Annotated in this window: 20 protein-coding genes; 12 read left to right on the forward strand and 8 right to left on the reverse strand. The window is 58.3% G+C overall.

What is annotated here, in order from left to right; genetic code table 11:
• Positions 1-136: 136 nt before the first annotated feature.
• The 3 genes from HA43_RS05715 (at position 137) to iolB (ending at position 4,094) form a co-directional block, all read left to right on the forward strand.
• The gene (locus tag HA43_RS05715) at positions 137-1,345 is read left to right on the forward strand and encodes an MFS transporter (RefSeq protein ID WP_094111183.1); all 1,209 of its coding nucleotides are present in this window, start codon (positions 137-139) and stop codon (positions 1,343-1,345) included.
• A 404-nt stretch (positions 1,346-1,749) separates the two neighbouring features.
• Positions 1,750-3,255, forward strand: a complete 1,506-nt coding sequence (locus HA43_RS05720) for a CoA-acylating methylmalonate-semialdehyde dehydrogenase (RefSeq protein WP_071669276.1) — start codon at positions 1,750-1,752, stop codon at positions 3,253-3,255.
• A gap of 20 nt (positions 3,256-3,275) precedes the next feature.
• Positions 3,276-4,094, forward strand: coding sequence for a 5-deoxy-glucuronate isomerase (gene iolB, locus HA43_RS05725; protein ID WP_094111184.1), 819 nt, complete (start codon positions 3,276-3,278; stop codon positions 4,092-4,094).
• A gap of 57 nt (positions 4,095-4,151) precedes the next feature.
• On the opposite strand, the gene HA43_RS05730 is transcribed toward iolB, so the two are convergent.
• On the reverse strand, positions 4,152-4,997 hold the full coding sequence (locus tag HA43_RS05730) for a MurR/RpiR family transcriptional regulator (RefSeq protein ID WP_039380996.1): 846 nt from the start codon (positions 4,995-4,997) through the stop codon (positions 4,152-4,154).
• Between the two features lie 262 nt (positions 4,998-5,259).
• The gene (locus tag HA43_RS05735; protein WP_094111185.1) at positions 5,260-7,173 is read right to left on the reverse strand and encodes a bifunctional 5-dehydro-2-deoxygluconokinase/5-dehydro-2-deoxyphosphogluconate aldolase; all 1,914 of its coding nucleotides are present in this window, start codon (positions 7,171-7,173) and stop codon (positions 5,260-5,262) included.
• 536 nt (positions 7,174-7,709) lie between these two features.
• On the opposite strand from HA43_RS05735, the gene iolD reads away from it, so the two are divergent.
• Genes iolD through iolE form a run of 3 tightly spaced genes read left to right on the forward strand, consistent with a single transcriptional unit; the run spans position 7,710 to position 11,673 of the window.
• On the forward strand, positions 7,710-9,644 hold the full coding sequence (gene iolD / locus HA43_RS05740) for a 3D-(3,5/4)-trihydroxycyclohexane-1,2-dione acylhydrolase (decyclizing) (protein ID WP_094111186.1): 1,935 nt from the start codon (positions 7,710-7,712) through the stop codon (positions 9,642-9,644).
• A 59-nt stretch (positions 9,645-9,703) separates the two neighbouring features.
• Entirely contained in the window at positions 9,704-10,717 is a 1,014-nt protein-coding gene (iolG, locus tag HA43_RS05745) for a bifunctional inositol 2-dehydrogenase/D-chiro-inositol 1-dehydrogenase (protein WP_039380988.1), read from the forward strand.
• Between the two features lie 59 nt (positions 10,718-10,776).
• Positions 10,777-11,673: a myo-inosose-2 dehydratase gene (iolE, locus tag HA43_RS05750; RefSeq protein ID WP_094111187.1), complete on the forward strand. Its 897-nt coding sequence runs from the start codon at positions 10,777-10,779 to the stop codon at positions 11,671-11,673.
• A 144-nt stretch (positions 11,674-11,817) separates the two neighbouring features.
• Here iolE and glpD read toward each other — a convergent pair whose 3' ends face one another.
• Entirely contained in the window at positions 11,818-13,326 is a 1,509-nt protein-coding gene (gene glpD / locus HA43_RS05755; protein ID WP_094111188.1) for a glycerol-3-phosphate dehydrogenase, read from the reverse strand.
• Between the two features lie 228 nt (positions 13,327-13,554).
• On the opposite strand from glpD, the gene glpE reads away from it, so the two are divergent.
• From glpE to malQ, 4 genes are all read left to right on the forward strand, one after another.
• Positions 13,555-13,881, forward strand: a complete 327-nt coding sequence (gene glpE, locus HA43_RS05765) for a thiosulfate sulfurtransferase GlpE (RefSeq protein WP_039380980.1) — start codon at positions 13,555-13,557, stop codon at positions 13,879-13,881.
• Positions 13,882-13,909: 28 nt separating this feature from the next.
• Complete coding sequence (gene glpG, locus HA43_RS05770) at positions 13,910-14,740, forward strand: rhomboid family intramembrane serine protease GlpG (protein WP_039385660.1); 831 nt, start codon at positions 13,910-13,912, stop codon at positions 14,738-14,740.
• Positions 14,741-14,772: 32 nt separating this feature from the next.
• Entirely contained in the window at positions 14,773-15,531 is a 759-nt protein-coding gene (locus HA43_RS05775) for a DeoR/GlpR family transcriptional regulator (RefSeq protein ID WP_039380978.1), read from the forward strand.
• Positions 15,532-15,663: 132 nt separating this feature from the next.
• Positions 15,664-17,718: a 4-alpha-glucanotransferase gene (gene malQ / locus HA43_RS05780; protein ID WP_039380975.1), complete on the forward strand. Its 2,055-nt coding sequence runs from the start codon at positions 15,664-15,666 to the stop codon at positions 17,716-17,718.
• Positions 17,719-17,756: 38 nt separating this feature from the next.
• Here malQ and nfuA read toward each other — a convergent pair whose 3' ends face one another.
• Positions 17,757-18,332, reverse strand: a complete 576-nt coding sequence (nfuA, locus tag HA43_RS05785; RefSeq protein ID WP_039380973.1) for a Fe-S biogenesis protein NfuA — start codon at positions 18,330-18,332, stop codon at positions 17,757-17,759.
• Positions 18,333-18,390: 58 nt separating this feature from the next.
• Positions 18,391-19,068 carry a DNA utilization protein GntX gene (gene gntX, locus HA43_RS05790; RefSeq protein WP_039380970.1) on the reverse strand — a complete coding sequence of 226 codons (678 nt, stop codon included), beginning with the start codon at positions 19,066-19,068 and terminating at the stop codon, positions 18,391-18,393.
• A gap of 35 nt (positions 19,069-19,103) precedes the next feature.
• Between gntX and bioH the strand changes: the two genes are divergently transcribed.
• Positions 19,104-19,877, forward strand: coding sequence for a pimeloyl-ACP methyl ester esterase BioH (bioH, locus tag HA43_RS05795; RefSeq protein WP_039380968.1), 774 nt, complete (start codon positions 19,104-19,106; stop codon positions 19,875-19,877).
• On the opposite strand, the gene HA43_RS05800 is transcribed toward bioH, so the two are convergent.
• Both HA43_RS05800 and HA43_RS05805 read right to left on the reverse strand, forming a co-directional pair.
• Entirely contained in the window at positions 19,858-21,543 is a 1,686-nt protein-coding gene (locus HA43_RS05800) for an alpha-amylase family glycosyl hydrolase (protein ID WP_094111189.1), read from the reverse strand. The two genes, bioH and HA43_RS05800, sit on opposite strands and share 20 nt — an antisense overlap.
• 126 nt (positions 21,544-21,669) lie before the next feature.
• Positions 21,670-23,991, reverse strand: coding sequence for a Tex family protein (locus HA43_RS05805; protein WP_039385659.1), 2,322 nt, complete (start codon positions 23,989-23,991; stop codon positions 21,670-21,672).
• A gap of 191 nt (positions 23,992-24,182) precedes the next feature.
• Between HA43_RS05805 and greB the strand changes: the two genes are divergently transcribed.
• Positions 24,183-24,668, forward strand: a complete 486-nt coding sequence (gene greB, locus HA43_RS05810; RefSeq protein ID WP_039380962.1) for a transcription elongation factor GreB — start codon at positions 24,183-24,185, stop codon at positions 24,666-24,668.
• A gap of 53 nt (positions 24,669-24,721) precedes the next feature.
• Here greB and yjbE read toward each other — a convergent pair whose 3' ends face one another.
• Positions 24,722-24,961, reverse strand: a complete 240-nt coding sequence (yjbE, locus tag HA43_RS05815) for an exopolysaccharide production protein YjbE (RefSeq protein ID WP_094111190.1) — start codon at positions 24,959-24,961, stop codon at positions 24,722-24,724.
• Positions 24,962-25,208: the final 247 nt, after the last annotated feature.

Here is a 25,208-nt window from a genome sequence, read left to right on the forward strand (position 1 = left end):
GTGCAGGCAGGGCAGACGCCAGGGCACAGCGCCAGAAACAGGAGCGCGATCCAGGGCGTTCAGCAGATGCATACCCTCTGAAAAGGCGTATAGTTAATTTTCTGTTATCAAATGCCTGTCGTGAGCGCGTTTATCTATGCCTGACCTGCCTGCTGCTGCGGAACAGAGCCGTCTCCGGCTGAATCTGCAGATTCTTTCTATTGTGAAGTTTAATTTCGCCACCTATCTGACTATCGGGCTGCCGCTGGCGGTGCTGCCCGGGTTCGTTCATGACAATCTGGGGTATAGCGCGTTCTGGGCCGGGGTGGTGATTAGCCTGCAGTATATCGCCACGCTGCTGAGCCGGCCCTATGCCGGACGCTTTGCCGATAGCTGGGGACCCAAGCGCGTGGTCGTACTGGGGCTGGCAGGCAGCCTGCTGAGCGGCCTCTGTATGCTCTTCTCCGCCCTGGCACAGGAGCAGGCGCTACTTAGCCTGACGCTGCTCTGCCTGGGGCGCATTATTCTCGGCGTTGGCCAGAGCTTTTGCGGCACCGGGACATCGCTGTGGGGCGTGGCGAAAGCGGGTTCTCTGCATATCGGGCGCGTTATCTCCTGGAACGGCATTGTCACCTATGGCGCCATGGCGCTGGGTGCGCCGCTGGGCGTTGCGCTGTTTCGCAGTGGCGGGCTGCTGCAGCTCTCAGGGGTAATTGTGGCCATCAGCCTGCTGGCGATGGTGCTGGCGCTGCCACGTGCGGCGGTTAAAGGCAGTAAAGCGCGCCCGCTGCCGTTCCGTGCGGTCCTGGGAAAAATATATGGCTATGGCGTGCTGCTGGCGATGGGGTCGGCCGGATTTGGCGTGATTGCGACCTTTATTACCCTGTTCTACCGCGAACGTGGCTGGGAAGGGGCGGCGTTTGCCCTGACGCTGTTCAGCAGTGCGTTCGTGGGTATGCGCCTGCTGTTTCCGGATGCGATTAACAAATGGGGCGGGCTGCGCGTCGCCAGCGTCTGCTTTGCCATTGAGGCAGCGGGCCTGTTTCTGGTCGCAGGTGCGGCCGATCCGTGGATGGCGAAGCTGGGGGCTTTTCTGACCGGCGCCGGCTTTTCTCTGGTATTTCCGGCTATCGGCGTCGTCGCGGTCAAAGCGGTGCCGCAGCAGAATCAGGGCAGTGCGCTGGCAACCTATACCGCTTTTATGGATCTGGCGCTGGGCATCACGGGACCCCTTGCTGGCCTGATCATGAGCTATGCCGGCGTGTCCCGGGTCTATCTGCTGACGGCGCTGCTGGTCTGCATCGCGCTGGGCTGCACGCTCTATATGCTGAAATCCCGCCAGCCGGACAGCGCGGAGACGCCATAAAAAAAGGCCCCGACCGGGGCCAGCAACGGCAAAAGTATCCCTGAGGGACACAGATAAGGATCGCTGAGCACTTCATGCAGGCAGAGATACTGATGGAAAAGAGGAGAACATTTGTTTCAAAATAAGTAAATAATGAAATGTAAAACAGTAGATCCGCTTCGCAAAAATGCGTCGTTAACATTATCTGCAGTAACCAGAACGTTGGCTGATGAGAGTAATCAGCGCCCCGCCAGCCAGAAAAAATGCGATCCAGCCCGCTAAAAGAAAATCTTCCAAAAAAGATTATTTGAAAAATTTATTTCATTGTAATAGCTTCATAGCACGCTTTTCATCTCACCTGCCCGGGTAGCCTGACGCTGACCCTTTGCTGCCTGCAGGGCCCTTTACATCAATGAGGCATCGACATGACTATTATTGGAAACTTTATCGGTGGCAGCATCACGCACAGCGCCAGTAATGAAACCATTCCGGTTTACGATCCGGCAACCGGCAAAGTGGTGCGTGAGCTGACGCAAAGCACCGCTGCAGAAGTAGAGCAGGCGATTGCGGTAGCGCACGCTGCCTTTCCGGAATGGTCGAAAACCGCGCCGCTGCGTCGTGCGCGCGTCATGTTTAATTTCAAAGCGCTGATGGAAAAGCACCGTGATGAGCTGGCAGCCCTGATCGTCTCAGAACATGGCAAGGTCTGGTCAGATGCGCTCGGTGAGCTGACGCGCGGTATTGAGGTGATTGAGTTTGCCTGCGGCATTCCGCACCTGCTGAAAGGCGAAAACTCGCCGGGCGTAGGCACCGGCGTTGACAGCTACTCACTGATGCAACCGGTGGGCGTGGTGGCAGGCATTACGCCATTTAACTTCCCGGCGATGGTGCCGCTCTGGATGTTCCCGATCGCACTGGCGTGCGGAAATACCTTTATTCTCAAACCACCGGCTCTGGATCCGTCCGCATCGGTGCGTATGGCGGAGCTGCTGAAAGAAGCGGGCCTGCCGGATGGCGTATTCAACGTTGTGCACTCATCTAATGATGACGCAGAACAGCTGTATAAAGATCCGCGCATCGCGGCCGTCAGCTTTGTCGGCTCATCCGGGGTTGCGGAGCACATCTATAAAACGGCCAGCGCGCACGGTAAACGCGTACAGGCGTTTGGCGCAGCGAAAAACCACGCTATCGTCATGCCGGATGCCGATCTGGATGCCACCGTCAATGCCATCATGGGTGGTGCGTTTGGCTCAGCGGGCGAGCGCTGCATGGCGCTGCCGGTAGTGGTTGCCGTCGGCGATGATACCGCGGACAAACTGATCGCCCGCCTGACGCCGCTGATCAAAGCGCTGCGCGTGGGGCCCGGCATGCAGCAGGGCGCGGAAGAGAATGAGATGGGTCCGGTGGTCTCTGCCGCTCATCAGAAAAAAGTGCTCGGCTACATCGATAAAGGTGAGCAGGAGGGGGCGAAGCTGGTGGTCGATGGCCGCACTATCCGGGTCGCGGGCCATGAAGAGGGCTACTATGTAGGCGGCACGCTGTTCGATAATGTCACCTCCGATATGGTGATCTGGCGTGAGGAGATCTTTGGCCCGGTGCTGAGCATTATGCGCGCCAGCGACTATAGCAGCGCACTGCAGCTGGTTAACAGCCATGAGTTTGGTAACGGCAGCGCCATCTTTACCAGCAATGGCCACACCGCGCGCGAGTTTATTCAGAACGTCGAGGCGGGCATGGTGGGCGTAAACGTTCCGGTGCCGGTTCCTATGGCGTTCCACAGCTTTGGCGGCTGGAAACGTTCCGTGTTTGGTGCGCTGAATGTGCACGGCCCGGATGGCGTACGTTTCTATACGCGGATGAAAACTGCCACCGTACGCTGGCCCAGCGGCCAGCAGACCGTATCGGAATTCAGTATGCCTACGCTGGGTTGAGACGGTCACAGGAGGAAAGCATGTCCCTGATTTCAAAAGCACAGCAGCCTGACAGCAGCGGTCGTATTCAGCACGTCACGCCGCAGAGCGCAGGCTGGGAATACGTTGGCTTTGCGGCTTACCTGCTAAAGCAGGGCGAGACGCTGACGCTGCAGAGTGGTGAGAAAGAGCTCTGCCTGGTGCTGGTCGCCGGGCGGGCGTCGGTTAAAACCCGTCACGCTGCCTTTGCCGGTATTGGCAAGCGCATGTCGCCGTTTGAGCGGACTCCCCCGTGGTCAGTCTATGTGCCGCACCACGATCAGGTGGAGATCACCGCAGAAACCGATCTTGAGCTGGCCGTATGCAGCGCGCCGGGACATGGCGATCTGCCGGCCCGGCTCATCCCGCCGGAAGAGGTAGGCATTGAGCATCGCGGCAAAGGGCGTAACCAGCGTCTGGTGCATAATATTCTGCCGGATAACAAAGCGGCGGACAGCCTGCTGGTGGTGGAGGTTTATACCGGTGAAGGAGCGACCAGCTCCTGGCCAAGCCATAAGCATGATGATAAAGCGAGCCCGGATGAGACCTATCTGGAGGAGACCTACTACCATCGCTTTGATCCGGAACCCGGTTTTGCTATGCAGCGGGTCTATACCGACGATCGCTCGCTGGATGTCTGTATGGCGCCCGGCAATCGCGATGTGGTCATGGTGCCACGCGGTTACCACCCGGTCGCCACGCTGGCGGGCTATGACAACTACTATCTCAACGTAATGGCGGGACCGGTACGGCAGTGGAAATTTACCTGGGAGAAAGATCACGCCTGGGTAAACAGCGATAGCTATCCACGCAGCCGCTGAGTCGCGGTATGGAGGGTAAAAGGGCAGCCAGCGCGCTGCCCTTTTTTATGGGTGCAGTTATTCCGGCTCGCTGCTGTTAGTCAGCGCCAGCGACACGGCCAGCGTCTGCGCCAGGCAGAGTGAAGCAACCTGAGAACGGAATCCATCGACCTGCGCTTCACGAACCACAAAACAGACGTCGCTGAAGGCGGCCAGCGGGCTGACCTGACTGTCGGTGATAGCGATCTGATGCGCGCCGCGTCGGGCGCCCAGCTCGACCAGCTCAACGGCTTCGCGGGCGTAGGGCGAGTAGCTGATAGCGATCACCACATCTTTGGGATTCACCATGCTCAGCTGCTCGGCAAACATGCCGCCGAGACCGTCAATCAGGAACGCGCGGCGCTCAAGGTGACGCAGCGCATACACCAGATAAGAAGCCACACTGAAGGAGCGGCGCAGGCCAATAATGTAGATATTCTCCGCCTCATTCAGCATCTGTACCGCTTTGTTGAGCTGTTCAGGGTTTATCTGCATCGCCAGCTGCTGCAGCGCCTGACTGTTAACCATGGTGAAGACGTTGAGGATCTCCATCGGGCTTTCCGGCGAGCTGGCGCTGTCATCGGTGGCCGTCTGGCGAAACAGGCGCGCGCGCTCGGTATAATTAACGGTCTCTTCCATCAGATGCTGACGAAACACCTGTTTCATTTCATTGAAGCCGCTGAAGCCAAAAGCGTTGGCAAAACGGATCAGCGTGGAGGGCGGTACATCAGCCTGCTGAGCGATAGAGGCGACGGTATCAAAAGCGATGCTGTTGCTGTTATCGAGAATATAACGAGCCACCTGCTTCAGACGCTTGCTCAGCGTCTCGTAGCGACGACGGATATCGTCCTGTAGCAGAGTGAGCTGGGTTGGATTATTGGTCATTGCTTCGGCCCGTTAACAAAAGAAAAATGGCTGGATAATGAGCGCTATAGTACCAGATGGATGGAAAATTTCATTCAATTGTCATCAGCAGCGCATCTATTTCATTGGATTATGCAATACCTCACAAAACCGCGTGGCGGCAGTACGGTTTGCGGTGAAGTAATCGGAGGCTGGAAAGAGAGAGGCACGGGAAAGAGCTGAAGCAGAGGGTTGCACCCTCTCCGCCAGGGGAGAGGGTGTGCGGAAACAATGCCCGCCGGACCTAACCGCGCGCCGCGCGCCAGTAACCAATCAGGCGCAGATAGTTGCCTTTTACCGTCTTAATCAGCGTCTGGTCATCCAGCTCGCCTTTCAGCCACTGACGTGAAGGCTGACCAAAGATGGTGCGCCCGACGGCAAATCCTTTTACCCACTCCGCCTGCGCCGCCGCGGCAAAGCCCGCCTTGAGCTTATCTTCCGGCGCGTCCAGGCCAAGCAGCAGTATGCCGCGACAGTACGGATCCTGCTGTTCAATCAGCGCACCTATCGCCTGCCAGCTCTCTGCAGAGAGCGGCGGCAGTTTCCACCAGTCGGGCTGAATGCCGAGGCTGTAGAAGTGGCTCAGCATCTCATGATAGTAAGACTCGTTGTGATCCGGATTGCTCTCCGGCAGGATCACCTCTACCAGCAGCTCATGCCCGCTCTTGTTACAGCCGCGCCAGACATCCAGCAGCAGCGCATCCTGCTCATCGCGCAGCTCAGCGCTGTCGTGCGGATGGTAAAACACCAGGCACTTCACCACGTGCTCCGCCGGCCAGTCGATCAGCTGCGAGCCGATATTGCCATGCTCCAGGCGCAGCGGCCGCGATCCGGGCTGCTCAATCGGCCGACCAATCCACCACTTTTTGCCGGTAATTGCGTTCAGCGCTTTCTGCCCGTAGGTGGTATCGGCCAGAATGCCGCTCTTTTCATTCAGGCCTGCTTCTGCCGCCGCCTCCTGCGCCGCCTGCAGCAGCAGCAGTTTCAACTGCGGAATGCGCGTCTCGCTGACGCCCGCTTCCTGCGCCATATCGGCCAGCTGTTTACGGTGGTCAAAGGCGAACACATTCAGCTCCGGCCACTGCTGCCGGCGCGTGGTGACCCGGTGCAGGTGAGTAAGGCGCGTATCGCGATCTGGTCGTTTAACCTCACGGTCGCGGCTGAGGAAATCATCCAGCTCCGCTTTAGTAGGCATTGCCGGCGCGCAGCCGTGCCGCGACACCACCAGCGCGCCACAGGCATTCGCGTAGCGACACGCCTGCTCCCAGCTCTCATCGTTCAGCCAGCCGCGCAGCAGACCGGACATAAATGCATCGCCCGCACCCAGTACGTTCAGCACTTCAACCTGCACGCCGCTCTGCAGCCGGGTCTGTTCCCAGCTGTCCGGAATATCGCCCTCAAACACCACGCAGCCCAGCGGACCGCGCTTGCACACCAGCGTGGCCTGGCTTGCCTGGCGCACATTTTTCAGCGCCGTCAGCGTATCGGTACTGCCGCCGGCAATGTGAAACTCCTCTTCGGTGCCGACGATAAGGTCAAAATAGTGCAGCACTTCCTGCAGCTGGCGGGTCACCTGGCCCGATTCAATAAAGCGCGTCTCACCGTCGCCCAGTGAGGTCAGGCCCCACAATACCGGCCGATAGTCGATATCCAGCGCGGTACGCAGCCCGTTGCGACGGGCAATATCCAGCGCTTTCAGCACGGCGGCGCGGGTATCCGGATGGGAAAGGTGCGTGCCGGTAATCGCGACCGCGCGTGAAGAAGTAATGAACGCCTCCTGAATATCATCCGGCACCAGCCCCATATCCGCGCAGTTATCGCGATAGAAGATCAGCGGAAAGGTCTCTTCATCTTTAATGCCGAGGATCACCAGTCCGGTCAGACGCGTTTTATCGGTGATCAGGCCGTCAGTGTTACAGCCGACGCGCTGCAGCTCTTCACGTAAAAAACGGCCGTTATGTTCATCGCCGACGCGCGCCAGCATCGCAGATTTCAGCCCCTGAATGGCTGTGCCATACGCCACGTTGCCTGAGGATCCACCCAGATATTTATTAAAGCTGGTCATATCCTCTAAGCGCGAACCGATTTGCTGACCATAGAGATCAACGGCGATGCGTCCGATACAAATCACATCAAGCCGCTTCTGTTGTGTACTCATACCTATAGTTTCCTTCTGTGATAAGCAGGCACGAACATCATCGCCCGTGTCGGGTGCGCTGCTGTCGGGTTCTCAGAATGCCTGACTGGCTGGAAAATCAGTATGAGGAATGAATATTTCATAAACAACATAAAATGAAACATACATCTTTATTTTGTGAGCCAGGTAAATTACCGCTCTGCGCAACAGAGCAGGGATAACGTCGTAAACTGGCGCGGCATCTCCGGGCTGTGAAGCCGATCGCAGGAAATATCAGGTAAATAGCAGAAGCTCTCCGGGTGAAACAAAAGTTCACAACCGCGCCACGCTTTCTGGCTTCGTTCCACTTTATCCACGCAGAAATGGCTGCTCAGTCACTTTACTGTGCTGAATTTGATCTCCATCGCAAAATGAAATGTTTCTTCTGTAATTGTATTTTATGGAAAAAATATTTGTTTATAATCGCCGCATGTTTCACTTATGCGCGGGGCAGCCAGACAGCCTGCTCCGGGTCGCGAGGCTCCTCTGCGGATGCCGGCAAGTAAAGGAAAAGAGATATGGGCACGATCAGACTGACAACGGCACAGGCGCTGGTGAAGTTTCTCGATAATCAATATCTGAATGTCGATGGCGCAGAGAGCAAGTTTGTGAAAGGCGTGTTCGCCATTTTCGGCCACGGTAACGTACTCGGTATGGGTCAGGCGCTGGAGCAGGATAGCGGCGATCTGATTGTGTATCAGGGACGCAACGAGCAGGGTATGGCGCATGCTGCGACCGGCTTTGCCAAACAGTCGCTGCGCCGTCAGATTATCGCCTGTACCTCGTCGGTAGGCCCGGGCGCGGCCAACATGATTACCGCTGCGGCAACCGCCACGGCCAACCGTATTCCGCTGCTGCTGCTCCCCGGCGATGTGTTTGCGACCCGCCAGCCCGATCCGGTGCTGCAGCAGATTGAGCAGAGCCACGATTTAAGTATCAGTACCAATGATGCTTTCCGCGCCGTCAGCAAATACTGGGATCGCATCAGCCGCCCGGAGCAGCTGATGTCCGCCTGTATTAACGCCATGCGCGTGCTGACCGATCCCGCCGAAACCGGTGCAGTGACGCTCGCCCTGCCGCAGGATGTACAGGGCGAAGCGTGGGATTTCCCGGACTACTTCTTTCAGAAGCGCGTGCATCGGCTCGATCGCCGCCTTCCTTCTCCTGCGCCGCTTGAGGCTGCGCTGGCGCTGATTGCGCGCAAGCACAAGCCGCTGATTGTCGTGGGCGGTGGCGTCAAATACTCCGGAGCGGGCGAGGCGCTGCTGAAGTTTGCTGAGCGCTTCGCGATTCCGTTTGCGGAAACGCAGGCGGGCAAAGGCACGCTGAGTTCCGAACATCCGCTGAACCTGGGGGGCGTGGGGGAAACCGGCTCTCTGGCCGCTAACCTGCTGGCGAAAGAGGCCGATCTGGTTATCGGTATCGGCACCCGCTATACCGACTTCACCACCGCGTCAAAATGGATTTTTCGCCATCCGGAGGTCAGCTTCCTTAATCTTAACGTCAGCAACTTCGACAGCTACAAGCTCGATGGCGTGCAGCTGCTCGCCGATGCGCGCGAAGGGCTGACCGCGCTGGCGCAGCAGCTGCAGGGCTTTGAAAGCCACTGGGGCGATCAGATAGAAGAGGCGCAGCGTCAGCTGCGGCAGGAGACGCAGCGCGTCTATGCTGCTACCTGGAACAGCAATGATTTCGTTCCGGAAATTGCTGACCATATCGATCGCGACGCGCTGTTTGCCGAATTTCAGCGTCTTACTCAATCCGTGCTGACGCAGAGTAGCGTGCTCGGCACGCTGAACGAGCAGCTGCCGGATGACGCGGTCATTGTGGCCGCAGCGGGCAGCCTGCCGGGCGACCTGCAGCGCGTCTGGCGCACCCGCAGTTACAACGACTATCACGTGGAGTATGGCTACTCCTGCATGGGTTATGAAGTCAACGCCGCGCTGGGGGCAAAGCTGGCCCAGCCGCAGCGTGAGGTCTATGCCATGGTCGGTGATGGCTCTTTCATGATGCTGCACTCAGAGCTGGTGACGTCGATTCAGGAGGGCGCGAAGATCAACGTCATCCTGCTGGATAACATGACCAACGGCTGCATTAACAACCTGCAGATGGAACACGGTATGGACAGCTTTACGACCGAATTCCGCTTCCGTAATCCGGAAGGGGGGCGGCTCGATGGCGGCTTTGTGCCGGTGGACTTTGCGGCCATTGCCGCCGGGTACGGCTGCAAAACCTACCGCGTCACCACGCTTGAGCAGCTGAAGGCGGCGCTGGCCGACGCACAGCAGCAAAGCGTCTCCACCCTGATTGATATCAAAGTGCTGCCAAAAACCATGGTGCACAAATATTTCAGCTGGTGGAACGTCGGCGTGGCGCAAACCTCTGAATCTGAGCGTACGCAGCAGGTCGCTGACAAGCTGAATCAGCACATTCAGCAGGCACGTAAATATTAACGCTTCTGGCCGGCGCAGATCGGCCGTCTTATCTCTTATCTGACTCTACAGGTGTAATCATGACGCTCAAACTTGGGGTAATCGGGACCGGTGCAATTGGTCAGGAGCATATCCGTCGCTGTAACAACGTACTGCAGGGCGCAAAAGTGGTGGCGGTTTCCGACATCAACGTTGAGGGGGCCCGGGCGGCGCTGCAGCGGCTGAATATCAGCGCGGAGGTTTATCAGGATGGTCATCAGGTGATCGCCTCGCCGGAGGTTGACGCCATTCTGGTGACCTCCTGGGACCCGACGCATGAAGAGTTTACCCTGGCGGCTATCGCTGCCGGCAAGCCGGTATTCTGTGAAAAGCCGCTGGCGATGAGTGCGGAAGGCTGCCGCCGTATTGTGGATGCGGAAATTCAGCACGGCAAACGGCTGGTGCAGGTGGGCTTTATGCGCCCGTATGACGCGGGCTATCGCGCCCTGAAAAAAGTGATTACTGAAGGTGAGATTGGCGAACCGCTGATGCTGCACTGCGCGCACCGTAATCAGAGCGTGGGTGAGAACTACACCACCGACATGGCTATCACCAACACGCTGATCCACGAGCTGGATGTGCTGCGCTGGCTGACGGAGGATGACTATAAATCGGTACAGGTGGTCTTTCCGCGCGTCACGTCAAAATCGCATGCGCAGCTGAAGGATCCGCAGATTGTGCTGTTTGAAACGCAGAAAGGGATCCGCATCGATGTGGAGATCTTTGTGAACTGCGCCTATGGCTACGATATCCAGTGTGAAGTGGTGGGGGAAGAGGGCATTGCCCGTCTGCCAGAGCCGTCGGCGATCCAGACGCGTAAAAACGCGCGCCTCGGAACGCCGCTGCTGACCGACTGGAAAGATCGCTTTATCGACGCCTATGACGTCGAGCTGCAGGCGTTTATTAACGATGTTAAAGCCGGTGAGCTTACCGGACCTTCCGCATGGGATGGCTTTGCCGCTTCAGTAGCAGCTGACGCATGCCTGAAAGCACAGAACAGCGGCGCGATTGAGCCGGTTGAAATGCCACCGCGTCCGGCATTTTACAGCAAATAACCTGCTACTTTTTTTGCAGCGGCGCGACTGCTCCGCTGCCCTGATTCCGGGATTTGAAGATGAACAAAGAGAATGTAAAGCTGGCGATAGCGCCGATCGGCTGGACCAATGACGACATGCCCGATCTGGGCAAAGAGAACACATTCCAGCAGACGGTCAGTGAAATGGCGCTGGCCGGTTTTACCGGCAGCGAAGTCGGCAGTAAATACCCGCGCGATCCGGCGATTCTGAAACCGATGCTCGATATCCGCGGCATTGAGATCTGCAACGCGTGGTTCAGCACCTTTTTTGCTAACGGCGATAAGGCGAAGACCATCGATGAGTTCATCAACCATATGAACTTCCTGCATGCGATGGGCGCGCGCGTTATCGGCTGTTCAGAGCAGAGCAAAAGTATTCAGGGTACCACGCTGGCCGTGTTTGAGCAGAAACCGGTGTTCAGTGACGAAGAGTGGCGCCTGACGGCGGAAGGCTATAACGAACTGGCGCAGCTTGCCGCAGAAAAGGGCATGCGCGTGACGCTGCACCACCATATGGGAACCGGGATCCAGACGCCGGAAGAGATTGACCGTTTTATGGCGCTGACCCACGACAGCGTAGGCCTGCTCTATGATACCGGCCATATTTACTACTCTGAAGGATCGCAGCAGGCGATGCTGGACGTACTGACCACGCATCTGCCGCGTATTTTCCACGTGCATCTGAAAGATGTGCGCGACGAAGTGGTGGCTGAAGTGCGCGGGAAATCCCTGTCGTTTCTTGATGGCGTGAAGAAAGGCACCTTCACCGTGCCGGGAGATGGTGCGATCGATTTCGCGCCGGTGTTTAAAATTCTCGACGAGGCAGGCTATAAAGGCTGGATGGTGGTAGAGGCGGAGCAGGATCCGGCTATCGCCAACCCGTTTGAATATGCGGTAAAAGCGCGCAAATATATCCGCGAACACGCCGGACTCTGATTGCTGCTCTGTGCCAGCGCCGCTGCCGCTTCTGTGGGGCAGCGGCGCTGTTCTGTTATCCCTGCACGCTCTTCCTGAATCGGTTATCCGGCGACATAAAAAACCCCGCAGCGGGTGCGGGGTCGGTAAAGCGGATAACAGACCTTACGATGCGAGCGAAAGCGCCGGCTTCTGACTGTTGCGCGCCAGCCACTCGCTGATGCGCGCCTGCTGGGCCGTGTTCAGCCACATACCCTGCTTGGTACGGCGCCAGATAGCATCATCCAGTTCACGTACCCACTCGTTTTTGACCAGATAACGCAGTTCAGCTTCATAGAACTCATGACCAAAATTCTCGCCCAGATCGGTCAGGCTGGTGACACCCTCAAGCAGCATTTCGGTGCGACTGCCGTAGGTGCGGGCATAGTGCCGCGCCATGTTTTCGCTGATAAAGGGATAGCGGCGACGCAGACCGGCAGCGTAGTCCTCACGCGTACCGGAGAAATCACCACCCGGCAGCACGGCATTTTTTGTCCAGGCCGGGCCGGCGTTCGGGTAGTACTTCGCCAGTTTCTCCATCGCATGCTCTGCCAGCTTGCGATAGGTGGTCAGCTTACCGCCAAACACCGACAGCAGCGGCGCCCCGCCGTTATCATCACGCACGTCCAGCGTATAGTCGCGGGTGATCGCCTGCGGTGAATCTGACTCATCATCACACAGCGGACGCACGCCGGAGTAGCTCCAGACGATATCATCTGAGGTCAGCTGCTTTTTGAAGTGCGCGTTAAACACCTTCAGCAGATAGCGCGTCTCTTCCTCATCAATTTTAACGTTTTTCGGATCGCCTTTGTACTCAACGTCGGTGGTACCGATGATAGAGAACTCATCCATCCACGGAATAACAAACACGATACGGTTATCTTCGTTCTGCAGAATATAAGCCTGCTTTTCGGTGTGCACGCGCGGCACCACGATATGGCTGCCTTTAATAAGGCGAATGCCATAAGGGGATTTCAGCTTCAGGCCGTCGTCAAACAGCTGTTTAACCCACGGGCCGGCCGCATTAACCAGGCCTTTAGCGCGCCAGGTCAGAATTTTGCCGGTATCGACCTCTTCTGCCTCAACCATCCACATGCCGCCTTCACGCCATGCGCGGTTAACGCGGGTACGGGTGCGCACTTCGCCACCTTTACGCTCAACTTCCTGCGCGTTCAGCACCACCATGCGGGCATCATCCACCCAGCAGTCGGAATATTCAAAACCGCGCGTAATTTCCGGCTTCAGCGCCGACTCCGCGCCAAAGCGCAGACCTTTACTGCCCGGCAGCGTAGTGCGCTTGCCGAGGCGGTCATACATAAACAGGCCCATACGGATCATCCACGCCGGACGCAGGTGCGGGCGGTGCGGCAGGCGGAAGCGCATCGGGAAAGCGATATGCGGTGCCATTTTTAACAGCACTTCGCGCTCGGCCAGCGCTTCACCAACCAGGCGAAATTCGTAGTGCTCAAGGTAGCGCAGGCCGCCGTGAATCAGTTTGGAACTGGCGGAGGAGGTGGCACACGCCAGATCCCGCGCCTCCAGCATCAGCACAGACAGTCCGCGTCCTGCAGCGTCCACTGCAATGCCGGCTCCGTTGATGCCGCCGCCGATCACGATCAGGTCTTTGGTTTCCACGTCATCTCCTCCGATGTTCGGAATAGTTCTAAAATGTTCGTTTTCGAGCGTAATAATAATCGGAAACCAACATTTTCGCCAGTCTTTAACGCAATAAAAACATTCCTGCGTGATGCAGCTAACATTCCGGCAGGAAAAAAAACAGATAACCCTTTTCTTTATCAGGTTATGGCACCTGTTTCTCAGGGTAAACTAGGCGCAAACAGAACAGCTAAATGAGAGATAACGATGGAAACCTTCGAGTGTATTAACGTTCAGCAGGCAAACACGCAGCTGGCGCAGGGCGCGCAGTTAGTCGATATTCGCGATCCACAGAGTTTCGCCCTGGGACATGCCGCTGGCGCGCAGCATCTCTCCAATGACAACCTGGCGGACTTTATCGCGCAGGCGCGCCGCGATCTGCCGGTGCTGGTGATGTGTTATCACGGCAACAGCAGCAAAGGCGCCGCGCAGTTTCTGCTGGGGCAGGGTTTCAGTGAGGTGTACAGCATTGATGGCGGGTTTGACGCCTGGCGTGCAGCGTTTCCTGCGCAGACCGCGACCGGTAGTCTCTGACCCGCCATCTTAAGGAGAGCGCAGCATGATGCGTATTACCCGGTTCAGCCACGCCCGCACCGCGCAGGCGTTTGTGGATTATATGGCGACGCGCGGTGTGACGCTGCGCATAGAGCAGGAAAGTCACTTTGTGATCGTGCTGGATGATGAGAGCCAGCTGCAGATGGTCGAAAACGAACTTGCGCAATTCGTTCGCGACCCTAATCACCCGCGCTATCAGGCGGCCAGCTGGCGCAGCGGCAGCACCCGCAGCGGGCTGCACTATGAGCGCAGCAACGTCTGGGCCACGATTCGCGAACGCGCCGGACCGCTGACGCTTTCGGTGATGGCGCTCTGCGTCGCAGTGTTTATTCTGATGCAGATTGCGGGTGATGATGTCGCGCTGGCCTGGCTGGGCTGGCCGGCTGACGCCTCGCAATATTTTCAGGTCTGGCGCTGGTTCAGCCATGCGCTGCTGCACTTTTCGTTGCTGCATATCCTGTTTAACCTGATGTGGTGGTGGTATCTCGGCGGAGCGGTCGAGAAGCGACTCGGCAGCGGCAAGCTGTTTGTGATTATGCTGATCTCTGCGCTGCTCAGCGGCTGGATGCAGGCCAAATTCAGCGGCGTGCTGTTTGGCGGTCTTTCGGGTGTGGTCTATGCGCTGATGGGCTATTGCTGGCTGCGCGGCGAGCGCGATCCCGAAAGCGGTATTTATCTGGAGCGCGGACTGATTGGTTTCGCTATTGTATGGCTGGTAATTGGCTGGTACGGCGCATTTGGTCTGGCAATTGCTAATGCCGCGCACGTGACCGGCCTGCTGGTCGGGCTGGCTATGGCGTTTGTGGATACGCGCCACGCTGCCCGTCATCAGAGATAAAAAGAACACGGCTGCAAGCCGAGGAGAGAGATGTGAAGCAGACGCAACGTCATGACGCCATTATCGATCTGGTCCGGCGTCAGGGGTATGTCAGTACGGAAGAGCTGGTTGAGCATTTTGCGGTCAGTCCGCAGACCATCCGCCGGGATTTAAACGATCTGGCCGATCAGAATAAAATTCAGCGCCATCACGGCGGCGCGGCGCTGCCCTCCAGTTCGGAAAATACCGCCTGGCAGGATCGTAAAATGATGTGGTCGGCAGAAAAGGCACGCATCGCCGCGCGCGTGGCCAGTCAGATCCCGGATGGCGCAACGCTGTTTATTGATATCGGTACTACACCCGAAGCGGTTGCCCATGCGCTGCTGAACCATAACGATCTGCGGATTGTCACGAACAACCTTAACGTTGCCATTCTCCTGATGGGCAAGCCCGATTTCCGGGTGATCATCGCCGGCGGAGAAGTGCGCACGCGTGACGGCGGGATCATGGGCGAAGCCACGCTCGACTTTATCTCGCAGTTCCGCCTCGACTACGGCATTCTCGGTATCAGCGGCATCGATATGGATGGCTCGCTGCTGGAGTTTGACTACCATGAAGTCCGGACCAAACGAGCCATCATCGACAATTCGCGCTGCGTAATGCTGGTTGTGGATCACTCAAAGTTCGGGCGTAACGCTATGGTCAATCTGGGCAATATGGGACTGATTGATTACATGTTTACCGATCAGAAGCCTCCCGCCAGCGTGCTTAAAGTGATTGAGCAGCATGAGGTCCATCTCGAACTCTGCTGATCCTGCGCCGGGCCACGCGCCCGGCAGCTATTTTTTCCCTCTCCCTTCCGATCCGGTCGCTTTTTTCACCAGGCGCGACTTTACTTATCCTTTTGATCTCTATCCGCCAGCCCGGACGCGAAAGGAGCGTTGATGTCTCTCAATAAACTGGATCAGGCCGCAGAAGCGGCGGGAATTGCCTTGCGTTTTGTGAATGCCAGAGGGGAAAAGGAAACCATCAGCGATGAGACCAAAGAGGCGCTGCTGGCGGTAATGGAGGCGCCGGCAGGTAAAGCGCCGCCGGTGCCGCCGGTGCAGGTCTTTGTGGCACGCGCCCGGCGCGAGCTTGCGGTGGGTGGCAAAGGTGAATTTACCTGGCAGCTGACCACTGAGCAGGGCAAAAGCCACAGCGGCACGGTACAGGGTGGCGAGATGCTGACGCTGCCGCCGCGTCTGACGCAGGGCTATCATCAGCTCAGCCTGCGTAAAGGGCGTCAGGAGTGGCAGTCGCGCCTGATTATTGCGCCGCGTCGCTGCTACCTGCCTGAACCGCTGGCACAGGGAGAAAAACGCTGGGGTGCGCTGGTGCAGCTCTATACGCTGCGCTCAGAGCAGAACTGGGGTATCGGTGACTTTGGCGATTTAAAACGGATGCTGGAGCAGGTAGCGGCGCACGGCGGCGACTTTATTGGCCTTAACCCGCTGCATGCGCTCTATCCGGCTCAGCCCGATCTCGCCAGCCCCTACAGCCCGGCGTCGCGCCGCTGGCTGAATATTCTCTATATTGACGTCAGCCAGGTGGCAGCATTTCAGCAGAGCGCCGCTGCACAGCGCTGGTGGAAGAGTGCGAAAACCCGCAAGGCGCTGGAGAAGGCGCGCGCGGTGGAGGCAGTTGACTATGCGGCAGTGGCGGCACTCAAGCTGGAGGCGCTGCGTCTGGCCTGGCAGCAGTATCAGCCGCAGGCGGCAGAGGAAGCGGATTACCAGGCGTTTCTGACGGCGGGCGGCGACGCGTTGCGTTATCAGGCCGCGTTTGATGGCATTCTGGCTGAGCGCAGCGGGCAGGATGAGCAGGGGTGGGGCTGGGAAACCTGGCCGGAGGGTTTACGCAGTGCCGCGCAGCCGGAAGTCCAGGCCTGGTGCGCGCAGCATGAAGAGGAGATTGGCTTCTGGAGCTGGCTGCAGTGGCTGGCGCATCAGCAGTTCAGTGACTGCTGGCAGCGCAGTCAGGAGCTGGGTATGGCGGTGGGGCTTTACCGCGACCTGGCGGTAGGTGTGGCTGAACATAGTGCCGAAACCTGGCAGGATCCGCAGCTATATAAACTTGGCGCTTCGGTCGGCGCGCCGCCCGATCCGCTGGGACCGCTGGGACAAAACTGGGGGCTGCCGCCGCTCGATCCGCACGTGCTGCGCGCGCGTGGCTATCAGCCGTTTATCGACCTGCTGCGCGCGAATATGCGCGACTGCGGCGCGCTGCGCATCGACCATGTGATGTCGCTGCTGCGACTGTGGTGGATCCCGCATGGGGAAGGTGCGGATAAAGGCGCCTACGTCTCCTATCCGGTAGAGGATCTGCTGGCGGTTCTGGCGCTGGAGAGCCAGCGGATGCGCTGCATGGTGATTGGCGAAGATCTCGGCACCGTGCCGCAGGAAATTGTCAAACTGCTGCGCGACAGCGGAGTTTTCTCCTGGAAAGTACTGTTCTTCGAACAGGAAAAAGAGGGGCGCTATCGCCTGCCCGACAGCTATCCGCCGCAGTCCATCGCCAGTGCCAGCACGCACGATCTGCCGACGCTGAGCGGCTTCTGGCAGGCGGAGGATCTGGCACTGGGCGAGAAGCTGGGTATGTATAAAGGCAGTACGCTGCAGTCGCTGCAGGCGCAGCGCGTGGAACAGAAACAGGCGCTGCTGGATGCGCTGCATCAGGCCGGGGCCATGCCGGCGCGCAGTGCAAAGCAGGCGGAAAAACAGGCGCTGACGCCAGCCTTTAATCAGGCTATCCATCGCTTTCTGGCGCTTACCCGCAGCACGCTGCTGGGCCTGCAGCCGGAGGACTGGATGGGCATGACAACGCCGGTTAACGTGCCGGGCACAACAGATGAGTATCCTAACTGGCGACGCAAGTGGAGCTTTACGCTGGAAGAGGCGTTTGCGGATAAGGGCGTGAAGAAACTGCTGAAAACGGTAAGCGAGGCGCGTAAAGCGTAGTAAAACCGCGGCAGCGCAGGGCGCTGCCGCATAAACTATCAGTAGTAGGAGTGTTCGCCGCGCTGGTGTTCAGTGAGATCGCGAACCCCTTTCAGCTCCGGGAAGGCAGCCAGCAGCTCTTTCTCAATGCCATCTTTCAGCGTGACATCAATCATCGAGCAGCCGTTACAGCCGCCGCCAAACTGCAGCACGGCGATGCCATCATCGGTGATCTCCATCAGCGACACGCGGCCACCGTGGCTGGCCAGCTGCGGATTGATCTGCGCCTGCAGCAGATATTCGACCCGCTCTGCCATCGGCGCATCGTCAGAGACTTTACGCATTTTCGCGTTTGGCGCTTTCAGGGTCAGCTGAGAGCCGAGATTATCCGTAACGAAGTCAATCTCTGCATCTTCAAGATAGGGTGCGCTCAGCTCATCCACATAGGCAGAGAGTTTATCGAACTTCAGTTCGGTATCCGTTGCTTCTACCGCGTCAGGCGGGCAGTAGGAGACGCCGCACTCGGCGGTTGGCGTACCCGGGTTAATAACGAATACGCGGATCTGGGTGCCATCTTCCTGTTTTGACAGCAGTTTTGCGAAATGCTCTTGCGCAGTATCAGTAATACGGATCATGGCGATTGCTCAATAGTTGACTAAATTACCTGGTTATAATACGCCCAACACCGACGCTCTACAAGGTACGGCACAGGCAGCCAATATGGATGCTGGCGGCGCCCTCAGCCTGCAGCAGGCGGCTAATCTCCGCTACGGTGCTGCCGGTGGTGACCACATCATCAATCAGCAGGATATGGCGATCCTGCACCGGCATTTCAAGGCGGAACGCGCTGCGCAGATTATGACGGCGCGCGCGGGCATTAAGCTGATGCTGGGTGCTGCCGCGACGTATCCGGCTGACACCTTCACGATACTCACACCTCAGCCAGCGTGCGAGCGGCTGCGCAAGCAGCGCTGACTGATTAAAGCCGCGCTGCCAGGCGCGCTGATGATGCAGCGGCACGCTCAGCACCAGATCGAACGCCGTAGCGGGTTCATTCCGGCGCGTTGTTAACAATTTTAACAAAAGCAGCCGCGCCAGCATCACCCTGAGTGCGATCGCGCCGGAAAATTTCAGCTGCTGTACCCAGTCACTCAGCGGCGGAGTGTAATCGCTGACGCAGGTTAAGCGATGCCACGGCGGCGGCTGACGCAGGCAGCGACCGCAGCGCTGCGCTGCAGTGGCTGGCAGGCCGCAGCAGGGGCAGAGCGCCGGCAGGAGCGGCAGCTGATGCAGACAGAGAGTGCACAAGCCGTGGTGTGCAATCTGCAGCGGAAGATGGCATAGCCAGCAGCGGGCCGGGGTTGATAGCATAGCGACCTCTTTTTCACTTTTCGGGAGTGTAACCGATGAGTTCGCTTTACTGGCACACCACGGGCGCGGGCGATCGCGATCTTGTGCTGCTGCACGGCTGGGGACTGAATGCCGAAGTGTGGCAACACATTGTTCCGCGACTCAGTCCCCATTTTCGCCTGCATCTGGTGGATCTGCCCGGATTTGGCCGCAGCGCAGCGGCCGGTCCGCTGACGCTGATACAGATGGCGCAACAGCTGCTGCCGCAGCTGCCTGAACGCGCCACGCTGCTGGGCTGGTCACTGGGCGGGCTGGTGGCCAGCCAGCTGGCGCTGCTGCAGCCGGCGCGCGTTTCTGCATTGATCAGCGTAGCCTCCTCGCCCTGTTTTACCGCGCAGGCGGAGTGGCCGGGGATTAAGCCCGACACCCTGACCGGTTTTCAGCAGCAGCTCAGTGACGATTTCCGGCGCACCGTTGAGCGCTTTCTGGCATTACAGACCATGGGGACAGAAAATGCGCGTCAGGATGCGCGTCAGCTGAAAGAGGTGGTGCTGTCGCAGCCGATGCCGTCAGTTGCGGCGCTGCAGAGCGGGCTGGAGATTCTGCGGCAGAGCGATTTGCGCCCGACGCTGGACACTCTTAGCGTGCCGTTCCTGCGCCTCTATGGGGCGCTGGATGGGCTGGTACCGCGACGTATTGCCGCCGAGCTGGATGCGCGCTGGCCCGGCTCCCCGTCAGTGGTCATGGAAAAGGCAGCGCATGCGCCGTTTATCTCACATCCTGAGGCGTTCTGCGGGCACGTGACGCAGTTTATCCACGCAGCCACATAAACTGCCAGGCAGCGAGCGTCACCGGCGCGCTGCCGTCCACCTTTTGCCCGCTGACGATATCCTGGTAGTGGCGCGCCTGCGGCAGCGTGGCGGTAATTTCACGGCTGCTCAGGTTAAACAGGCACAGCAGCCCCTCTTCATCTGGCGCGTGGCGGCGAAACAGCAGGATTGCATTGTCGCTCTCCAGCAGAGTCATGGCGTTATCGGGATGAAAAGCGGGCTGGCGGGTGCGCAGCTGGATCAGCGCACTCAGCCGTTCAAACACCTGCTGACGCAGCCAGTCGCCGCCGCTGATCCACTGCTCCATTTCACGCAGGCTATATTTTTCGCGATTGATGGCGCGGTTGTGGCCGGCAGCGCGCACCCCTTCGTTATCGTTACGCGAGCCGAGGATGCTCTGAATATAAATCGCGGGCACGCCCGGAAACGCCAGCAGGATGGCGTGCGCCAGCAGGAAACGGCGCAGGCGCGTCTCATCATCATCGGTCTGATGGTTAAGCGCATCGAGATAGGTAACGTTGATTTCATAGGGGCTGGTGGTGCCGTCGGGGTTGTTTTTATATGACACCAGCGCGCCTTCCAGCGCCAGCTCACGCACCAGGGCAACAATTTCAGGCTCTGACAGAATGCCACGCGCCGGATTCAGGCCGATACCGTCATGCGAGGCGAGAAAGTTAAAAAAGGTGGTGCTGCCGCTGCCGGGCGTCAGCGAGGCGGCCCACTGACGCAGCGCGCGCGCTGAACCGGCATGGATCGCCTGCAGCACCAGCGGCGGCAGAGAAAACTGATATACCATCTGCGCTTCATCATCCCCGCGGCCAAAATAGCTGATGTTATCCTGGTGCGGCACGTTGGTTTCCGTGATGATCACCGTGCCCGGCGCAACAACATCGGCGACGGCGCGGAACAGCTTCACCAGCAAATGGGTTTTATGCAGGTGAATGCAGCGCGTGCCCGGCGTTTTCCACATATAGCCAACCGCATCCAGCCGCACATAATCCGCACCTTTTTTCAGGTAGTCGAGCAGCACGCCGATCATACGGATCAGCACATCCGGGCTGGCGAAGTTAAGATCGATCTGATCGGCGCTGAAGGTGGTCCAGATATAGCGCGTGCTGCCGTCGGCCAGGGTAAAAGGCGTAAGCAGCGGCGAAGTGCGCGGGCGGGTCACGGCGCTGAGATCGGTGGCCGGCGGCATACTGATAAAAAAATCATCCCAGCCCGGGTCCTGCGCCAGATAGTGACGAAACCAGGCGCTGTGCGCCGAGATATGGTTGCAGACAAAGTCGAACATCAGCCGCGTCTGGCTGTGCAGCGCCGCAATCTGCTGCCAGTCACCGCAGATCGGATTGACTTTGTGGTAGTCGATAACCGAAAAGCCATCATCGGACGAGTAGGGAAAGAATGGCAGCAGGTGCACCAGGTTAAAAGCAGACTGCAGGTGCTGCTGATAAAAGCGTGTAAAGCTGGCGAGGGTGGGCTGCTCCGGCTCACGAAACTGATCGGCGTAGGTGATGAGCACCACATCTTTCTCATCCCAGTGCGCTTTACGTGGCATTTTCACGCTGTCGCGCGCGGCGCGGATATGTGACAGCAGACGCTCGCGCGCGATGGCGGGCAGGTCTCCTTCATAGATCTCATCGAGCAGGGCGTTGATTTTATCCATCAGATTGTCAGGCCACGCGGAAGGTCAGTGGATCACACAGATTTTTTCAGCGTAGCCTGACGGGACAATTTCGCAACCTGTTACCTGCAGCCATTTGCCGGCTGCAGGCAGATTAGCAGGCTGAAATCAGCGCTTTTTACCAAAAGCCGCAGCCAGCGCATCACCCATGGCACTGTTGCCTGCAGGCGCAGGCTTGCCGCGCCCTTTGGCCGGATTTGCGGCGCGCGCCGGTTCTCTGGCAGCAGGTCGGCTACCGCTGCGTGCATTGCTCTCACCCGGCTGTTCATCCAGACGCATAGTGAGCGCAATACGTTTACGCTGCAGATCCACTTCCATGACTTTGACCTTCACGATATCGCCTGCTTTCACCACCTGATGCGGATCTTCCACGAAGCGATCGGAGAGAGAGGAGATATGCACCAGCCCATCCTGATGCACGCCGATATCCACAAAGGCACCAAAGTTAGTCACGTTGGTCACGGCGCCTTCCAGAATCATACCGGGCAGCAGATCGTTCATGGTTTCCACGCCTTCGGCAAACTGCGCGGTTTTGAACTCAGGACGCGGATCGCGGCCCGGCTTTTCCAGCTCTTTGATGATATCGGTCACGGTAGGCAGACCAAAGCGTTCATCGGTAAAGTCGCGCGCGTTCAGATTGCGCAGGCTGCCGGGATTTCCCATCAGCGCATCCAGCGCCTGCTCAGTGGCAGAGAGAATACGCTCCACCAGCGGATACGCTTCCGGATGCACCGTAGAGGCATCCAGCGGATTGTCACCGTGATTGATGCGCAGAAAGCCGGCGCACTGTTCAAACGCTTTTGGTCCGAGGCGGCTCACTTTCAGCAGCTGCTGACGGTTCTGAAAACGTCCGTTTTCATCACGCCAGCCCACAATATTCTGCGCCATCATGCGCGTCAGACCCGCTACGCGCGTAAGCAGGGCGACCGAGGCGGTGTTGAGATCGACGCCAACGGCGTTAACGCAATCTTCAACCACGGCATCCAGCTTTTTCGCCAGCTGACTCTGACTGACATCATGCTGATACTGGCCCACACCAATCGATTTAGGGTCAATTTTGACCAGCTCGGCCAGCGGATCCTGCAGGCGACGGGCAATAGAGACCGCACCGCGCAACGATACGTCGAGGTCAGGAAACTCCAGCGCCGCCAGTTCCGAAGCGGAGTAGACGGAGGCGCCCGCTTCACTGACGATCACTTTTTGTGCGCTGACCTGCGGAAACTGTTTCTGCACATCGAGGAAAAAGCGCTCTGTTTCGCGCGAAGCGGTGCCGTTACCAATCGCCACCAGCTCAACCTGATGCTTTATACAGAGCGCCGCGACGGCCGCCGCCGCTTTCGCCGCCTGACCGGTGTGCGGGTAGACCGTATCAGTGGCCACCAGTTTGCCGGTCGCATCAACTACGGCAACCTTCACACCGGTGCGCAGGCCAGGGTCAAGCCCCATTGTGGCGCGCATACCGGCCGGAGCGGCCATCAGCAGATCGTGCAGATTGCGGGCAAAGACGTTAATCGCTTCATCTTCGGCCCGTTCACGGATGGTGCCCATCAGTTCGGTTTCGAGATGCAGCAGCACCTTGATGCGCCATGTCCAGCTCACCACCGCTTTACGCCAGCTGTCAGCCGGCGCATTATTCAGGCGCAGACCCAGGTGATCGGCAATCAGCGTTTCGCCATAGCTTTCACGCGGCGCCTCTTCAGACTGCGGATCGGCATTCAGCGACAGCTGCAGTACGCCTTCGTTGCGGCCGCGAAACATCGCCAGTGCGCGGTGCGAAGGCACGCTGCTCAGCGCTTCGTGATGATCAAAATAGTCGCGGAATTTAGCGCCCGCCTCTTCTTTGCCCTCAACGACACGTGCTACCAGATGGGCGTTTTTCCACAGATAGTCGCGCACTTTTGCCAGCAGCGCGGCGTCTTCGGCAAACCGCTCCATCAGGATATAGCGTGCGCCATCGAGCGCGGCGCGCGTATCCGCCACGCCTTTATCCGCATCCACAAAGCCTGCAGCTACCGCTTCCGGCTGCTGCGAGGGATCGTTCCACAATGTGTCAGCCAGCGGTTCGAGGCCCGCTTCAATGGCGATCTGGCCACGCGTACGGCGCTTCTGCTTGTAAGGCAGATAGAGATCTTCCAGCTCGGTTTTACTCAGCGTGCTGTTGATAGCCTGCGCCAGTTCCGGCGAGAGTTTGCCCTGATCGTCAATCGATTTCAGAATCGACTGGCGGCGATCGTCCAGCTCGCGCAGATAGCTCAGGCGGCTCTCCAGCGCGCGCAGCTGGGTATCATCCAGCCCGCCGGTGACTTCCTTACGGTAACGTGCAATAAAGGGGACGGTATTCCCTTCATCCAGCAGGCGTACGGCGGCATCAACCTGTTCGGCGCGTGCCTGCAGCTCACCTGCGATAATCTGGCTCAGCGAATCTTTCATCATCAGTAACGATCTTGCTTATCCGGGGTTAAAAACAGGGGACAGTTATACGGACTGAGGGCGTAAATTGCCAGCCAGCCGGGCGGCAATCCATCTTTTTCTGAATCGCGCCCGCATCTTGCTGCCTGCGGCAGCGTCGCTTATTGTACGCAGCTGGCGACCTGCAAAACTGACATAAATGAGCCGATGTAATGAAAACTCAACTGATTACCCGCGAAGGCTACAACAAGCTGCGCGCCGAGCACGATCATCTGTGGAATGAGAAGCGTCCGGAGATCACCCGTATCGTCTCCTGGGCCGCCAGCCTCGGCGATCGGTCAGAAAACGCGGACTATACCTACAATAAACGGCTGCTGCGGCAGATTGACCGGCGGGTACGCTACCTGCGCAAATGCCTCGCTGAGCTGAAAATTGTTGATTACGCCCCGCAGCAGGAGGGCAAAGTCTTTTTCGGCGCGTGGGTAGAAGTGGAGAATGAGCAGGGGGAACAAAAGCGTTTTCGCATCGTCGGACCAGATGAAATCTATGGCGATAATGTGAAAGAGTACATCTCAATCGATTCACCTATGGCGCGGGCGCTGATCAAAAAAGAGGTCGATGATGAGGTCACCGTTAACACGCCTGAAGGACAAAAGATCTGGTTTGTGAATCAGATTACCTATCACGACAAGGCGTAAGTGAACTGCACTGCGCGTGGTGAGCCACAGGCAGCGCAGTCCCGGTATAGCGCTTACTTGCCCGGCACCGTTGCGGTAGTGGTTGAGGTGCTGCTGCCATTGCCATCGCCACCGCCCATGGTAGCCAGCGCCACGCCCAGCAGTGCTGCTACTGCGCCCACGCCAATTGCATCCGAGTTGCCTTTTGCTGTCGTTGACGCCTGCGCACCGGCGGCTTCACCGACTGACGTTGCCGCCTGAACCTGGGTAAGGCTGGAGAGAACCAGCGCGCTCAGCAGAACAACTTTTTTCATTTTTCTTCTCCACATGACACCGATCGGGTCGATACAGCAGAAGTGTCGGAGATCATCGGGCCGGGCGAAAGTGGTGTTTACTCGCTGATTTAACTGTCTTTATTTATAAATGGTCTTGGATTGTGCCGCCGCTGGCACTCTTCCGAGAGCGTTATGAGGCGCTAACCAGAATCTGCGCAGTTTTGTGCTGCCGGCGGTCTGCTATCCCGCTGAATTGATGTGAAAGCGCAGGGCAGGCTCTGGCAGA

It is taken from the genome of Pantoea eucrina, assembly GCF_002095385.1.
Classification (GTDB): Bacteria; Pseudomonadota; Gammaproteobacteria; order Enterobacterales; family Enterobacteriaceae; genus Pantoea; species Pantoea eucrina.